The 14,767-nt window shown below is 69.1% G+C and carries 16 protein-coding genes; 4 read left to right on the top strand and 12 right to left on the bottom strand.

The features are described 5' to 3' along the window. Positions 1-226: 226 nt before the first annotated feature. Complete coding sequence (locus tag ACFVYK_RS21605; RefSeq protein WP_020131168.1) at positions 227-550, bottom strand: STAS domain-containing protein; 324 nt, start codon at positions 548-550, stop codon at positions 227-229. A 465-nt stretch (positions 551-1,015) separates the two neighbouring features. Here ACFVYK_RS21605 and ACFVYK_RS21600 point away from each other — a divergent pair, with 465 nt between their 5' ends. Continuing rightward, positions 1,016-1,588, top strand: coding sequence for a cob(I)yrinic acid a,c-diamide adenosyltransferase (locus ACFVYK_RS21600; RefSeq protein WP_389776318.1), 573 nt, complete (start codon positions 1,016-1,018; stop codon positions 1,586-1,588). Between the two features lie 37 nt (positions 1,589-1,625). Here ACFVYK_RS21600 and ACFVYK_RS21595 read toward each other — a convergent pair whose 3' ends face one another. Then, positions 1,626-2,195, bottom strand: a complete 570-nt coding sequence (locus tag ACFVYK_RS21595; RefSeq protein ID WP_389776315.1) for a hypothetical protein — start codon at positions 2,193-2,195, stop codon at positions 1,626-1,628. Between the two features lie 153 nt (positions 2,196-2,348). On the opposite strand from ACFVYK_RS21595, the gene ACFVYK_RS21590 reads away from it, so the two are divergent. From ACFVYK_RS21590 to ACFVYK_RS21580, 3 genes are all read left to right on the top strand, one after another. After that, positions 2,349-3,524 carry a sensor histidine kinase gene (locus tag ACFVYK_RS21590; protein ID WP_389776313.1) on the top strand — a complete coding sequence of 392 codons (1,176 nt, stop codon included), beginning with the start codon at positions 2,349-2,351 and terminating at the stop codon, positions 3,522-3,524. Further along, a complete protein-coding gene (locus tag ACFVYK_RS21585; protein ID WP_389776310.1) occupies positions 3,521-4,186 on the top strand; it encodes a response regulator in 666 nt (221 codons plus the stop codon). Before ACFVYK_RS21590 ends, ACFVYK_RS21585 begins: the two co-directional genes overlap by 4 nt. 194 nt (positions 4,187-4,380) lie before the next feature. Beyond that, on the top strand, positions 4,381-6,204 hold the full coding sequence (locus ACFVYK_RS21580) for a glycosyl hydrolase family 18 protein (protein ID WP_389776308.1): 1,824 nt from the start codon (positions 4,381-4,383) through the stop codon (positions 6,202-6,204). 75 nt (positions 6,205-6,279) lie between these two features. Here ACFVYK_RS21580 and ACFVYK_RS21575 read toward each other — a convergent pair whose 3' ends face one another. The 10 genes from ACFVYK_RS21575 to ACFVYK_RS21530 all read right to left on the bottom strand — a co-directional run bounded on the left by ACFVYK_RS21575 (position 6,280) and on the right by ACFVYK_RS21530 (position 14,654). Beyond that, the gene (locus tag ACFVYK_RS21575) at positions 6,280-6,726 is read right to left on the bottom strand and encodes a DUF2550 domain-containing protein (protein ID WP_389776306.1); all 447 of its coding nucleotides are present in this window, start codon (positions 6,724-6,726) and stop codon (positions 6,280-6,282) included. 141 nt (positions 6,727-6,867) lie between these two features. Beyond that, positions 6,868-7,242 carry a F0F1 ATP synthase subunit epsilon gene (locus tag ACFVYK_RS21570; protein WP_057584029.1) on the bottom strand — a complete coding sequence of 125 codons (375 nt, stop codon included), beginning with the start codon at positions 7,240-7,242 and terminating at the stop codon, positions 6,868-6,870. 133 nt (positions 7,243-7,375) lie between these two features. Further along, entirely contained in the window at positions 7,376-8,812 is a 1,437-nt protein-coding gene (atpD, locus tag ACFVYK_RS21565; protein ID WP_389776304.1) for a F0F1 ATP synthase subunit beta, read from the bottom strand. Further along, positions 8,812-9,729, bottom strand: coding sequence for a F0F1 ATP synthase subunit gamma (locus ACFVYK_RS21560; RefSeq protein ID WP_389776301.1), 918 nt, complete (start codon positions 9,727-9,729; stop codon positions 8,812-8,814). The genes atpD and ACFVYK_RS21560 overlap by 1 nt, the downstream gene beginning before the upstream one ends. 21 nt (positions 9,730-9,750) lie before the next feature. After that, entirely contained in the window at positions 9,751-11,340 is a 1,590-nt protein-coding gene (gene atpA, locus ACFVYK_RS21555; RefSeq protein ID WP_389776298.1) for a F0F1 ATP synthase subunit alpha, read from the bottom strand. Positions 11,341-11,474: 134 nt separating this feature from the next. Then, complete coding sequence (locus ACFVYK_RS21550; protein WP_389776295.1) at positions 11,475-12,296, bottom strand: F0F1 ATP synthase subunit delta; 822 nt, start codon at positions 12,294-12,296, stop codon at positions 11,475-11,477. Beyond that, the gene (locus ACFVYK_RS21545) at positions 12,293-12,844 is read right to left on the bottom strand and encodes a F0F1 ATP synthase subunit B (RefSeq protein WP_389776292.1); all 552 of its coding nucleotides are present in this window, start codon (positions 12,842-12,844) and stop codon (positions 12,293-12,295) included. Before ACFVYK_RS21545 ends, ACFVYK_RS21550 begins: the two co-directional genes overlap by 4 nt. A gap of 43 nt (positions 12,845-12,887) precedes the next feature. Next, positions 12,888-13,133, bottom strand: a complete 246-nt coding sequence (locus tag ACFVYK_RS21540; protein ID WP_109002602.1) for a F0F1 ATP synthase subunit C — start codon at positions 13,131-13,133, stop codon at positions 12,888-12,890. Positions 13,134-13,208: 75 nt separating this feature from the next. Next, complete coding sequence (gene atpB / locus ACFVYK_RS21535) at positions 13,209-14,018, bottom strand: F0F1 ATP synthase subunit A (RefSeq protein ID WP_109002603.1); 810 nt, start codon at positions 14,016-14,018, stop codon at positions 13,209-13,211. 222 nt (positions 14,019-14,240) lie between these two features. Next, complete coding sequence (locus ACFVYK_RS21530) at positions 14,241-14,654, bottom strand: hypothetical protein (RefSeq protein ID WP_389776288.1); 414 nt, start codon at positions 14,652-14,654, stop codon at positions 14,241-14,243. Positions 14,655-14,767: the final 113 nt, after the last annotated feature.

The raw sequence follows: 14,767 nt of genomic DNA, 5'->3' as shown, positions 1-14,767 counted from the left end.
AGCCCCCAAGAGCGTCGTGTGGCGGTAGCCCCTCCCGGCCTTGCTGCACACTTCGCTGTCGCTTCTGGTCCGGTGCCCGCTCGAGGCTGAAGGCGGCGGGCAGACGAACCGTAAACCTTCGCACAGTATCTGCGACAGCCCGGGGTGCCGTGCGGCCCGAAGCGTCACGGTCTCGTGAGGATTGCGCCCGTCACGCCTTTCCCGCGCAGGCCACGGCCCCCTCGGGTCACACCCGGGGCAGCGACTCCACGCCGATGCCGCCCTCGATCGCGAGGATGCGGTGCAGCCGGGTGGCCACCAGGAGGCGTTGCATCTGCGGGGGTACGCCGCGCAGCACCAGCCGTCGGCCGCAGCGGCCCGCCCGTCGGTGGACGCCCATGATGACGCCGAGTCCGGTGGCGTCCCAGGAGTCCAGTTCGGACAGGTCGAGCACCAGGTCGCCGACTCCGTCGTCGACGGCCGTGTGCAGGGCCGTACGGGCGTCCGCCGCGCTGCGGACGTCGAGACGGCCCCCGACGACCAGCTCGACGTGGTCGCCCCTGATGTGCATAGCGCTCCCCTAAGCGTGCGTCTCGTGCTCCGCGGTGTGATGTCCGGTCGTGCGTTGCATCCTCTGACTGCGTGAAGCGGCCGGAGGTTGCCGTCTGTGAGCGAACCGATACCGAATTCACCCGCAGGGGTGAGGCCCGTGGGGCCTGTGCGGTGTGGCGCCTGTAGAAGCCCTGCCCGCTCACGCGTCCGATGTCACCGGCGTTCAACCATCCGGCGCAGCCGTTCCGGCTGCCTGTCCGGTTGCCCGTCCAGGTACCTGTCCGTATGCCTCTCGGCCGGAGATTAGCGGTCGTGAGGCGCTGTGTGACCGGTTAGTAACGCGTTTCACGTCTCAGGGCGTGAGACGCCGGTCACGTCGTCAAATCCTGTCCGATTCCCCCCGATTGGACGGGAAGTGACCCCGGGCCCGGGGCAGTGACGAAGGGAACGGAACGCATCGCCGGGGACGGTCTAGATTGGCCGCATGGTCAATCTGACGCGCATCTACACCAGGACCGGCGACCAGGGCACCACCGCCCTCGGCGACATGAGCCGGGTCGCCAAGACCGACCTGCGGATCGCCGCGTACGCCGACGCCAACGAGGCGAACGCGGTCATCGGCACGGCCCTCGCGCTGGGCGGGCTCGACGAGGAGCTCGTCGCGGTCCTCACCCGCGTCCAGAACGACCTGTTCGACGTGGGCGCGGACCTGTCCACGCCGGTGGTGGACGACCCCGCCTACCCGCCGCTGCGGGTCGAGCAGTTCTACGTGGACCGGCTGGAGGCGGACTGCGACCGCTTCAACGAGCGGCTGGAGAAGCTGCGGTCGTTCATCCTTCCCGGCGGCGCCCCGGGCGCGGCCCTGCTGCACCAGGCCTGCACGGTCGTCCGGCGGGCCGAACGCTCCACCTGGGCGGCGCTGGAGGCGCACGGCGAGGCGATGAACCCGCTGACCGCCACCTACCTCAACCGGCTCTCGGACCTCCTCTTCATCCTGGCCCGCACGGCCAACAAGGCCACGGGCGACGTGCTGTGGGTGCCGGGCGGCGAACGCTGACGGGGTGCGCCCAGGGCGCGGCGGAACGATCGAAGGGCTAGCCGAGGTTGGCCGGTTCCCGCTCCGGTTCGCCCTTGGGTCGCTTCTTCGGGAAGAGGGTGTAGCTCGCGGCGATGACGAGGTTGACGCCGACGACGAACAGCATCCGCTGCTGCCACGCCCGCAGCGAGTCGGTCCCGCCGTCCCCGCCGACGTACCAGACCGCCGCCTGGAGCAGTGCGGCAGCGGTCAGCGCGGCGAGGATCCAGCGGGCGGCGACCTTCCACTCGTGAACGGCGCGGTCCGTGCCGTACTTCGGCGGGCGCACTGGCGGCGGGCCGCCGGCGAAACGGTGGGCGACCCGGGCGTCGACCCACCTGATCGTGGAGGGGCCGAGGCCCACGGTGAAGCCGATGTAGACGGCGGCGAGGCCGTGCCGCCAGTCCGGCTCCGCGCCGTTCTCGAGGTCGACCGCGGTCACGGCGAACAGCACGACCTCCAGCAGCGGCTCGCACAGCAGCAGGGCCAGGCCCGTCCTCGGCATCCGGAACACATACCGGAAGGCCGGCCCGGCGGCCAGCAGCACCCAGAAAGCCACCTCGCAGGCGACGATCAGCGCGACGATCACGGTTCGCTCCTCTCGGTCACCCTCCCAGGCTCCCGCCGCCCGGGCTCGCCTTCGTCATCGTCGAAGACGAACCGCCGGTACATCGAAAGATGCAGTTCGGGACCGTCCCCGGGGAGCAGGCGCCCGGAGCGGGGGGCGTGTTGGATGGAGGGCATGCCCGCACGACGACTGCCCCGGCCGCACCGTTTCGACGTCTGCGTCGCGGTCGGCGGACTGCTCGGCGGCCTGCTCCTGGCGGCCATCGGACTGGGCACCCGGCGCTCCGACGATCCGATCACCGTCTTCGACGGTCCCTGGCCGGTGCTGCTGCCGCTCACCGTGATGGCCGGCTGCGAACTGCTGCGCCGGGCGGCCCCGCGCACGGCTGTGATCGTCGCCGCCGTCGCAGTCACCGCGGACGTCGTCACCCAGGGCAGCCTGTCCACCGTGCTGATGTTCACCGACGTCATGTACGCGGCCGTCCTGTACGGCCCGCTCGCCTCCGCCCGCCGCATCCAGTGGATCACCGGGCTGCTCACGGTGGCGGGGACGCTGGTGCCGTTCGCGGTGTGGCGGGTGCCGGAGGCGCTGCTGATCGGCGTGGTCGTGGGCATCGTCGCGTACGGGCCGGCCGCCACCGGCTGGATCGTGCGCGATCACCGTGACGCCGCCGAGGCCGCCCGGCTGCGGGCCCAGCAGACCGCGCTGCTCGCCGAGGCGGACCGCGCCCAGGCGGTCACGGCCGAGCGGGCGCGGATGGCGCGGGAGTTGCACGACATGGTCGCCAACCACCTCTCCGCGATCGCCATCCACTCGACGGCGGCCCTCTCGCTCGACTCTCCGGACACCTCCAGGCAGGCCCTGACCGTCATCCGCGAGAACAGCGTGGCAGGGCTGGCGGAGATGCGGCGGCTGATCGGGATCCTGCGCGACGGCAGCGGGGACCGTGAGCCGGCCGCCGCTCCCACCCTCGACGGTCTGCGGGCTCTGGTCGACGGCGCCCGCGCCAACGGACTCGACGTCAGCCTCGACGCCGATCACGGCGCGGTCCCCACTCCCGTCGAGTTCGCCGCCTACCGCATCGTCCAGGAGTCGCTGACCAACGCCCTCAAGCACGCGTGTCCCGGCCGGGTCACCGTCGACCTCGTCCAGCGCGACGGCGTCCTCGATCTGCGGGTCCGCAGTCCGTACGGTCACCGGGACGGGCCACGGGCCCCGGGCTCGGGCGCCGGGCTCGTCGGGATGCGGGAGCGGGCGGCGCTGCTCGGCGGCACGTTCGCCGCCGGTCCGGAGGGCTCGCGCTGGAGCGTGCACGCCGTTCTGCCCCTCGTCGAAGGAGAGTCCGCATGAGCTCGGCCATCCGTGTCCTGGTCGCCGAGGACCAGTCCGCCGTCCGCGCGGGACTCGTCCTCATCCTGCGCAGCGCGCCCGACATCGAGGTGGTCGGCGAGGCGGCGGACGGCGAGCAGGCGGTGGCGCTGGCCCGGGAGCTGCGTCCCGACCTGGTGCTGATGGACGTTCAGATGCCGCGTCTCGACGGGGTGTCGGCGACCCGGAAGGTGGTCGAGGAGGGCCTCGCCGACGTGCTGGTGCTGACCACCTTCGACCTCGACGAGTACGTGTTCGGTGCGCTGCGCGCGGGCGCGGCCGGGTTCCTGCTGAAGAACACGGAAGCGAGGGATCTGCTGGCCGCGGTCCGCACGGTGGCCGCCGGGGAGGGGCTGATCGCCCCGGCCGTCACCCGTCGTCTGATCGCCGAGTTCGCCGCGCGGCCGGTCCGCGCGGCGACCGCGCGTCCCGCCGCGCTCGACTCGCTGACCCGGCGGGAGCGCGAGGTGCTGGCCTGCCTGGGCCGCGGGCTGTCCAACGCGGGGATCGCCGAGCGCCTGGACATGGCGGAGGCGACGGTGAAGACCCACGTGAGCCGGCTTCTGGGAAAGCTGGAGCTGCGCAGCAGGGTCCAAGCAGCCGTGCTGGCACAGGAGTTGGGCATGCAGACCGGGCCCGAGTGACATCCGCGGGCCATCCGCGGATCAGCCGTAGACCGCCCGGAAGCCGTGCGGGAGCCGTCCGGAGGGCGGTCCGGGGTTTATTGTCGCGCACTGGTCCAGACCTATTGACCTGTGGTCCAGACCTTTCTATTCTCGCGGCACCGTGGGTGTGAAGGCTCAGTCACGCCCCCCGACTCCCCCCGAGGAGGCGCAGGATGCGCTTCAGACACAGAGCCGCGGCAGGGTTCGCGACGCTGTTGCTCCCGCTGGCCGGCCTGGTGGGCCTCGCCGGCCCAGCCCAGGCCGCGACGACCGCCACCGCCACCTACACCAAGGCCTCGGACTGGGGCACCGGTTTCGAGGGCAGGTGGACGGTGAAGAACACCGGCACCGCCGCCATCAGTTCATGGACGGTCGAGTGGGACTTCCCCTCCGGCACGTCCGTCACCTCGGCCTGGGACGCCGACGTCACGTCCTCCGGCCTCCACTGGACCGCCAAGAACAAGTCCTACAACGGCTCCCTCGCCCCCGGCGCCTCGGTCACCTTCGGCTTCAACGGCGCGGGATCCGGCTCGCCGTCCAACTGCAAGCTCAACGGCGGCGGCTGTGACGGCACGACGGTTCCGGGCGACACCGCCCCGTCCGCCCCGGGCACCCCGACCGCGTCCGCCGTCACCGACACCTCGGTGAAGCTGGCCTGGTCTGCCGCCACCGACGACAAGGGCGTCAAGAACTACGACGTCCTGCGCGACGGCGCCAAGGTCGCCACGGTGACGACGACCTCCTACTCCGACACCGGTCTCACCGCCGGCACCGACTACTCCTACACCGTCCAGGCCCGCGACACCGCCGACCAGACCGGACCGGCCAGCGGCGCGGTCGCCGTCCGCACCACCGGCGGCGGCACCACTCCCCCGACCACCGGCGACAAGGTCAAGCTCGGCTACTTCACCGAGTGGGGCATCTACGGCCGTAACTACAACGTCAAGAACCTGGTGACGTCCGGCTCGGCCGCCAAGATCACGCACATCAACTACGCCTTCGGCAACGTCACCAACGGCCAGTGCGCTATCGGCGACTCCTACGCCGACTACGACAAGGCCTTCACCGCCGACCAGTCCGTCAGCGGCGTCGCCGACACCTGGGACCAGCCGCTGCGCGGCAACTTCAACCAGCTGCGCCAGCTGAAGGCCAAGTACCCGAACATCAAGGTGCTGTGGTCCTTCGGCGGCTGGACCTGGTCCGGCGGCTTCGCCCAGGCCGCCGCCAACCCGGCCGCGTTCGCGCAGTCCTGCTACAACCTGGTCGAGGACCCGCGCTGGGCCGACGTCTTCGACGGCATCGACATCGACTGGGAGTACCCCAACGCCTGCGGTCTGTCCTGCGACACCAGCGGCGCCGCGGCCTACAAGAACCTGATGCAGGCCCTGCGCGCCAAGTTCGGCACGGGCAACCTGGTCACCGCGGCCACCACCGCGGACGGCTCCTCCGGCGGCAAGATCGACGCCGCCGACTACGCGGGCGCCGCCCAGTACGTCAACTGGTACAACGTGATGACGTACGACTTCTTCGGCGCCTGGGCGGCCCAGGGCCCGACCGCCCCGCACTCGCCCCTCACCTCGTACAGCGGCATTCCGACGGCCGGGTTCACGACCGCCGACGCGATGGCCAAGTTCAAGGCGAAGGGCGTGCCCGCGAGCAAGCTGCTCATCGGCATCGGCTTCTACGGGCGGGGCTGGACCGGCGTCACCCAGGACGCCCCGGGCGGCACGGCCACCGGCCCGGCGGCCGGCACCTATGAGCAGGGCATCGAGGACTACAAGGTCCTCAAGACGTCCTGCCCGGCCACCGGCACCGTCGCCGGCACGGCCTACGCGAAGTGCGGCGGCAACTGGTGGTCCTACGACACCCCGGCCACCATCGCCGGGAAGATGGCGTGGGCCAAGAGCCAGGGTCTGGGCGGCGCGTTCTTCTGGGAGTTCAGCGGCGACACCGGCAACGGAGAGCTGGTGAGCGCCATCAACAGCGGACTTTCGTGAACGAGTTCGCCTGACCGTGTGACCGCATGACCTTCACCCTCTCCCGGGTCTCCTTCCGGGGGAGGGTGAAGGCGCTCACGCCACGTTGACCCGCTGGCCGGGCGGGGCCGCCTCCAGCCAGGCGAGAAAACCGGTCAACGCGTCCTCGCTCATGGCGAGTTCGAGGCGCGTGCCGCGGTGCAGGCAGACGAGGACCACCGCGTCGGACAGCAGCGCCAGCTCCTCCTCGCCGTCGGGAAGCCGTCGGCCGGCCACCTCGATCGAGCCCCGCTCCAGGACCCGGCGCGGACGGTAGGCGTAGGAGAAGACCCGGTACCACTCGATGCGGTCGCCGTTGTAGCGGGCGACGCCGTAACTCCAGCCTTTTCCGCTGGTGTCCGGTTCCTCGGCGACGTCCCAGCGCAGCGAACAGTCGAAGGTGCCGCCGGAACGCTGGATGAGTCTGCGACGCAGGCCGAAGACGAAAAGCCCCAGCACCATCAGCGCCACGACGATTCCGCACACAGTCAGAGCGAGGACCATCGACACCGACCTCCTCGTCTCCTGGGTACCGAAATAGGTAACGGAACGGAAAAAACATCCATATCTGCCTCAGCCGCGGTCGGCGCCGGATTGCTCCGGAACCGACCGCGGCTGAGTGACGTCATGCGGCTGTGCCCTGGGTCAGCGCGAGGCCGCCGCACGCAGTCGTACGTCCGCGCGGCGCTCGGCGGCGGCGTCGCCCTCCGCCTTCGCGCGCTCCAGCTCCCGCTCCACGCGCTGGACGTCGATCTCGTCCGACAGCTCGGCGATCTCGGCCAGCAGCGACAGCTTGTTGTCCGCGAACGAGATGAAACCGCCGTGCACCGCGGCGACGACCGTTCCACCATCACTCGTACGGATGGTCACCGGGCCCGACTCCAGCACACCGAGCAGCGGCTGGTGACCGGGCATGACGCCGATGTCGCCGGACGTGGTGCGCGCGACGACCAGGGTGGCCTCGCCGGACCAGACCTCTCGGTCGGCCGCGACCAGCGCGACGTGCAGCTCAGCAGCCAAGGTGGCTCCTCGGGTCACCACCCGGCGGATTCTGCCGGGTGTTGGTTACAAGTCTAATGGGCGTGGCAGAGGGGGCGGGACGCGCCCGCCCCCTCAGACGTGAGCCGGAGGGCTCACTGCGAACTCAGGGAGTTCAGGAGACGCCCAGCTCCTTGGCGTTGGCCTTCAGGTCCTCGATGCCACCGCACAGGAAGAACGCCTGCTCCGGGAAGTGGTCGTACTCGCCGTCGATGATCGCGTTGAACGCGGTGATCGACTCGTCCAGCGGGACGTCCGACCCGTCGACGCCGGTGAACTGCTTGGCGACGTGGGTGTTCTGGGACAGGAAGCGCTCGACGCGACGGGCGCGGTGGACGGTGAGCTTGTCCTCCTCGCCCAGCTCGTCGATACCGAGGATCGCGATGATGTCCTGGAGGTCCTTGTACTTCTGCAGGACCGTCTTGACGCGCATCGCCGTGTTGTAGTGGTCCGCCGCGATGTAGCGGGGGTCCAGGATGCGGGACGTGGAGTCCAGCGGGTCCACGGCCGGGTAGATGCCCTTCTCGGAGATCGGACGGGAGAGAACCGTCGTCGCGTCGAGGTGGGCGAACGTGGTGGCCGGGGCCGGGTCGGTCAGGTCGTCCGCGGGGACGTAGATCGCCTGCATCGAGGTGATCGAGTGACCGCGGGTCGAGGTGATGCGCTCCTGGAGGAGACCCATCTCGTCGGCCAGGTTCGGCTGGTAGCCCACCGCGGAGGGCATGCGGCCGAGCAGGGTCGAGACCTCGGAACCGGCCTGGGTGAAGCGGAAGATGTTGTCGATGAAGAACAGCACGTCCTGCTTCTGCACATCGCGGAAGTACTCCGCCATGGTCAGACCGGCCAGCGCCACGCGCAGACGGGTACCCGGGGGCTCGTCCATCTGGCCGAAGACCAGGGCGGTCTTGTCGATGACGCCCGAGTCGGCCATCTCCTCGATGAGGTCGTTGCCCTCACGGGTGCGCTCGCCGACACCGGCGAACACGGAGACACCGTCGTGGTTGTTGGCGACGCGGTAGATCATCTCCTGGATGAGCACCGTCTTGCCGACGCCGGCGCCGCCGAACAGGCCGATCTTTCCACCCTTGACGTACGGGGTGAGAAGGTCGATGACCTTGACGCCGGTCTCGAACATCTCGGTCTTCGACTCGAGCTCGTCGAAGCGCGGGGCCTTGCGGTGGATGGACCAGCGCTCGCCGTCGTACTGCTCGTCGACGTTCAGCACCTCGCCGAGGGTGTTGAACACCTTGCCCTTGGTGAAGTCGCCGACCGGGACGGTGATGCCCGTGCCGGTGTCGGTGACCGGGGCCTGGCGGACCAGACCGTCGGTGGGCTGCATCGAGATCGTGCGGACCAGGCCGTCACCCAGGTGCTGGGCGACCTCCAGGGTCAGCGTCTTCTTCTCGCCGGCGAGGGCCGGGTCGGCCACCTCGACGTGAAGGGCGTTGTAGATCTCCGGCATGGCGTCGACGGGGAATTCCACGTCGACGACCGGGCCGATGACCCGGGCGACGCGGCCCGTGGCAACGGCCGTCTCAACTGTCGTCGTCATTACCTGTCACTCCCCGCGGTCGCGTCGGCCAGGGCTGCGGAGCCACCGACGATCTCGCTGATTTCCTGGGTGATTTCGGCCTGGCGGGCCGCGTTGGCAAGCCGGGAGAGCGTCTCGATGAGCTCGCCCGCGTTGTCGGTGGCCGACTTCATCGCGCGCCGCGTGGCGGCGTGCTTGGAGGCCGCCGACTGGAGAAGCGCGTTGTACACGCGGCTCTCCACATAGCGCGGCAGCAGGGCGTCGAGGACGTCCTCCGCCGACGGCTCGAAGTCGTACAGCGGAAGGATCTCGCCCTTCGGCGCCGACTCCTGGGCCACCTCGTCGAGGCTGAGGGGCAGCAGACGGTCGCCGAGCGCCGTCTGCGTCATCATCGACACGAACTCGGTGAAGACGATGTGGAGTTCGTCCACGCCGCCCTCCGCCGTGTCCTTCTCGATGGCCTCGATCAGCGGACCCGCGACCTTCTTCGCGTCCGCGTAGGTGGGCTCGTCGGTGAAGCCCGACCACGACTCCGCGACCTCGCGCTCACGGAACTTGTAGTGGGCCAGACCGCGGCGGCCGACGATGTACGTGTCGACCTCCTTGCCCTCCGACTCCAGGCGCGCCGTCAGCTGCTCGGCGGCCTTGATCGCGTTGGAGTTGAAGGCGCCGGCCAGTCCGCGGTCGCTCGTGAGGAGCAGCACCGCGGCACGGGTCGCCGTCTCCGCCTCCGTGGTCAGCGGGTGCTTGGTGTTGGAACCGGTACCGACCGCCGAGACCGCGCGGGTGAGCTCGGTCGCGTACGGCGCGGAGGCCGCCACCTTGCGCTGCGCCTTGACGACGCGCGAGGCGGCGATCATCTCCATCGCCTTGGTGATCTTCTTGGTCGCGGTGACGGATCGGATGCGACGCTTGTAGACCCGGAGCTGGGCTCCCATGAGTCAGGTCCCTTCCTTACGTCACTTGGCCGCGGCCGGGGCGTCCTCGCCGAGAAGCTTGCCGTCCGAGGTCTCGAACTGCTTCTTGAACTCGGCGATGGCGTCGGCAATGGCGGTGAGGGTGTCGTCCGACATCTTCGCGCCCTCCTTGATGGAGGTCATGAGGCCCTGCTCCTTGCGGTGCAGGTAGTCCAGCAGCTCCTTCTCGAAGCGGCGGACGTCGGAGACCGGGACGTCGTCCATCTTGCCGGTGGTGCCGGCCCACACGGAGACGACCTGGTCCTCGGTCGGCATCGGCTGGTACTGCGGCTGCTTGAGCAGCTCGACCAGGCGCTGACCGCGCTCCAGCTGCGACTTCGACGCCGCGTCCAGGTCGGAACCGAAGGCGGCGAACGCCTCCAGCTCGCGGTACTGGGCGAGGTCGAGGCGGAGCCGGCCCGAGACCTGGCGCATGGCCTTGTGCTGGGCGGAGCCACCGACGCGGGAGACCGAGATGCCGACGTTCAGGGCCGGACGCTGGCCGGCGTTGAACAGGTCGGACTCCAGGAAGCACTGGCCGTCGGTGATGGAGATGACGTTGGTCGGGATGAACGCCGAGACGTCGTTGGCCTTGGTCTCGACGATCGGCAGACCGGTCATCGAGCCGGCGCCCAGGTCGTCGGAGAGCTTCGCGCAGCGCTCCAGCAGACGGGAGTGCAGGTAGAAGACGTCGCCCGGGTAGGCCTCGCGGCCCGGCGGACGGCGCAGCAGCAGCGACACGGCGCGGTAGGCGTCGGCCTGCTTCGAGAGGTCGTCGAAGATGATGAGGACGTGCTTGCCCTCGTACATCCACTGCTGACCGATGGCCGAACCGGTGTACGGCGCCAGGTACTTGAAGCCGGCCGGGTCGGACGCCGGGGCGGCGACGATGGTCGTGTACTCCAGCGCGCCGGCCTCTTCGAGGGCGCCACGCACGGAGGCGATGGTCGAGCCCTTCTGACCGATGGCGACGTAGACGCAGCGGACCTGCTTCTTCGGGTCGCCGGTGCGCCAGTTGTCACGCTGGTTGATGATCGTGTCGACGGCCAGGGCGGTCTTGCCGGTCTGGCGGTCGCCGATGATCAGCTGACGCTGACCACGGCCGATCGGGGTCATCGCGTCGACGGCCTTGTAGCCGGTCTCCATCGGCTCGTGGACCGACTTACGGGCCATGACACCGGGAGCCTGAAGCTCCAGGGCACGGCGGCCGGACGTCTCGATCTCGCCGAGGCCGTCGATCGGGTTGCCGAGCGGGTCGACGACCCGGCCCAGGTAGCCCTCGCCGACGGCGACGGACAGGACCTCTCCGGTGCGGGTGACCGGCTGGCCCTCTTCGACGCCGTTGAACTCGCCGAGGATGACGGTACCGATCTCGCGCTCTTCGAGGTTGAGCGCGAGACCGAGGGTGCCGTCCTCGAACCTCAGCAGTTCGTTGGCCATGGCCGAGGGGAGGCCCTCGACCTTCGCGATGCCGTCGCCGGCAAGGGTGACCGTACCGACCTCCTCGCGCGAGGCCGCGTCCGGCTTGTACGACTGGACAAAGTTATCCAGCGCGTCCCGGATCTCCTCCGGCCGGATCGTGAGCTCCGCCATCTGGGTTCCCTGCTCTCCTTGTTGGGCCCGAAGTTTCACTTTGGGGGGATGGGGACTCCCCCCTGGAAGAGGTGAATCCTCTGCACGGCCCAACCAGGGCCGCCATCAGTTCGTACTGCGGTCTTGCGTTGCTGCTAGCTCGCCATGCGGCGGGCGACGTCCTCGATGCGGTCCGCGAGGGAGCCGTTGATCACTTCGTCGCCGACCTGCACCCGGATCCCGCCGAGGACCTCGGGGTCCACGTCGAGGTTGAGGTGCATCCTGCGCCCGTAGAGCTTCGCGAGGGCCGCGCCGAGGCGCTGCTTCTGCGGGTCGCTCAGCGGCACCGCCGAGGTGACGACGGCGACCATGCGGTCGCGGCGCTCCGCGGCGAGCTTGGACAGGGACTCGAGGCCCGCTTCCAGGCTACGTCCACGCGGCGCGGTCACCAGGCGCGTCACCAGTCGCTCGGTGGCCGCGTCGGCCCGGCCGCCGAGCAGGCTGCGCAGCAGCTCGCTCTTGGCCGGGACGGTGGCCTTCCGGTCGGTCAGTGCGGCGCGCAGCTCGGTGTTGGAGGAGACGATCCGCCCGAAGCGGAACAGCTCGTCCTCGACGTCGTCGAGCGTGCCGGCCTTCTGCGCGGCGGTGAGGTCGGCGATGTTCGCCAGCTCCTCCAGCACGTCCACCAGGTCGCGGGACTGCGACCAGCGGGAGCGCACCGTGCCGGCCACCAGATCGGCGGTGGGGCCGCTGATCTGGCTGCCGAGCAGGCGCTGGACCAGCTCGGCCTTGCGGTCGGCGGCCTGCGCCGGGTCGGTGAGGACCCGACGCAGCGAGATCTCGCCGTGGAGCAGCGCCGTGACGGACGCCAGCTCCTGTGCGAGCAGCGCCGCGTCCACGGACGTGGAGTCCGTCAGCGCGTCGAGACGCTCACGGGCTGCTGCGAATGCCTCGCGGCTCGCTCCGTGTGCGGTCATCGAGACGCCTCGGCCTTCTCCTCGAGCTCGTCGAGGAAGCGGTCGATGACGCGGCTCTGCCGGGCGTGGTCCTCGAGGGACTCGCCGACGAGCTTGCCGGCCAGGTCGGTGGCGAGCTTGCCGACGTCCTGACGCAGCGCGGACGCGGCGGCCTTGCGGTCGGCCTCGATCTGGCTGTGTCCGGCGGCGACGATCTCCTCGCGCTGGCGCTGGCCTTCCGCACGCATCTCCGTGATGAGCGCGGCGCCCTGCTCCTGCGCCTCCTGGCGCAGGCGCGCGGCCTCGTGACGGGCCTCGGCGAGCTGTGCCTTGTACTGCTCCAGAACGCTCTGGGCCTCCGTACGAGCAATCTCGGCCTGTTCGATCCCGCCCTCGATGGCGTCGCGACGCTCTTCCAGAACCTTGTTGATGTTCGGAAGGAGCTTCTTGCCCAGGACGAAGAACACGATCGCGAACGCGATCAGACCGATGACGAGCTCGGGGATCTCCGGGATCAGAGGATTCTGGGCCTCCTCCTCAGCCGCGAGTTGCAGCAAGGGCGAGATCACATCAGTTCCTTCCGTGGAATTCTCTCGTCAGCGCAGACGCGGATCAGGTGCTCGGGTAGACGAAGCCCATGACCAGACCGATCAGGGCGAGCGCCTCACAGAGCACGAAGCCGAGGATCTGGTTCTGACGGATCAGGCCGGCGGCCTCGGGCTGGCGGGCCAGGGCCTGCGTGCCGTTACCGAAGATGATGCCAACGCCGACGCCGGGACCGATGGCCGCGAGACCGTAGCCGATTGCAGCGAGGTTGCCCTTGATCTGGACCGCGGCGAGGGTGTCGAGAGCGGACATGCCGTAACTTCCTTCTCTTTACACAGGCCGGTGGGGGTTGGCCACCGGAAGTTCAGGGGTGGGTGGTGCGGGTGCTCAGTGGTGCTCGGCGAGCGCGCCCTGGATGTAGCTGCAGGACAGGAGGATGAAGACGTAGGCCTGGAGGGCCTGGATGAACAGCTCGAAGACCGTCATCACGAGGACCATCAGGAACGAGACCGCCGAGTAGGCGATGCCGATGCCGTTGAGCAGGTACCAGGTTCCGATGGTGAAGATCAGGATCAGAACGTGGCCGGCGAACATGTTCGCGAAGAGCCGGACGGCGTGCGTGAACGGCCGGATGAACACGTTCGACAGGAACTCGAAGAACATGACCATCGGGAACACCGGGCCGAGCGAACGGTCGTAGCCGGTGATGTTCTTGAAGCCACCGACGAAACCGTGCCGCTTGAAGGTGATGCTCATCCACAGGACGTAGACCAGAGCGGCGAGACCGGCCGGGAAGGCGATCACGGCGGTGGCCGGGAACTGGGCGATCGGGATGATCGACCACAGGTTCATGATCCAGATGAAGAAGAACAGCGCGAACATCAGCGGGACGTACTTCTCGCCCTCGCGCTTGCCGATCGTCTCGTAGACGACACCTCGGCGTACGAAGTCGTAGCCGGCTTCGCCGACCATCTGGAGCTTGCCGGGGATCAGCTTCGGCTTGTTGAAGGCCGCCCAGAAGAACCCGATGACGACGACGGTGCTCACCAGCGAGAGCAGCATCGGCTTGTTGAACTCGATGCCGCCGACGGTGAAGAGCGGCTCGAACATGAACGAGTGCAGGCCGGGGGTCGGGAAACCGCACCCGTCGAAAATATGACAGTCGGTCTCGAAGGCGAGCGTCTTGGCGTTACTCACCGCGAGCTCCTTCAGCGTGGCGCATGGGTACGGCAACCTCGATGTGTCGGCGCGGCCTGCGACCGCGGGACGGCACTGGACTGGACTTGCGGATAAGGGGGCGGCGACTGGGCTCCGAACCGTGAGACGTCACAGGCACGCTTGCCGCCCGCGCCAGCTCTGCCGCAGTTGTGGCGAGACCATAGCAAAAGAGCGGAAGGCCCTTTACACCGGCCCTACAGGTCACGACGACGTCCGGGCGGAGTCCGGCTCGACGTAGAGGATCTTGGCCTTCATGTGCGAACGCACCTGAGCCGCGATCCACACGAGGGTGGCGGCGAGCAGGGTGAACGCGAAGCATTTCGGATCGAAGACCGAGGTCCCCTTGAAAGTGATCAGGATGATCATCAGCAACAGGATCTGCGTGGTGTAGAGCAACAACCCCATCGACTGGAACAGATGAGGGAACTGGCGCGCGGTACGCAACAGCACCACCAGTCCGCCTCCCATGAACAGCACGACGAGCAGCACGCCGAAGACGGCGCCGAGCGCTCCCTTGCCGCCGGCGACGGCGGCGCTCACCGCGACTCCCGCCACACCCGCGACAGCGGTGGGCAGGGCACAGTGCAGGAGCGTTCGTACGTCGTTGGACTGCATGGCGGCAACTCCGCAATCAAGGGGGGCAGGGTGTCGTCATGGACGAGCGTAGTCCCGGCAGGAGGGGCGAGAGACCTCACGCCGCCTCGCTCCGACGGACCGGCATGGTGCGG

The organism is Streptomyces sp. NPDC058291 (genome assembly GCF_042880855.1).
GTDB lineage: Bacteria > Actinomycetota > Actinomycetes > Streptomycetales > Streptomycetaceae > Streptomyces.
This window is presented reverse-complemented; position numbering and strand designations above follow the sequence as displayed.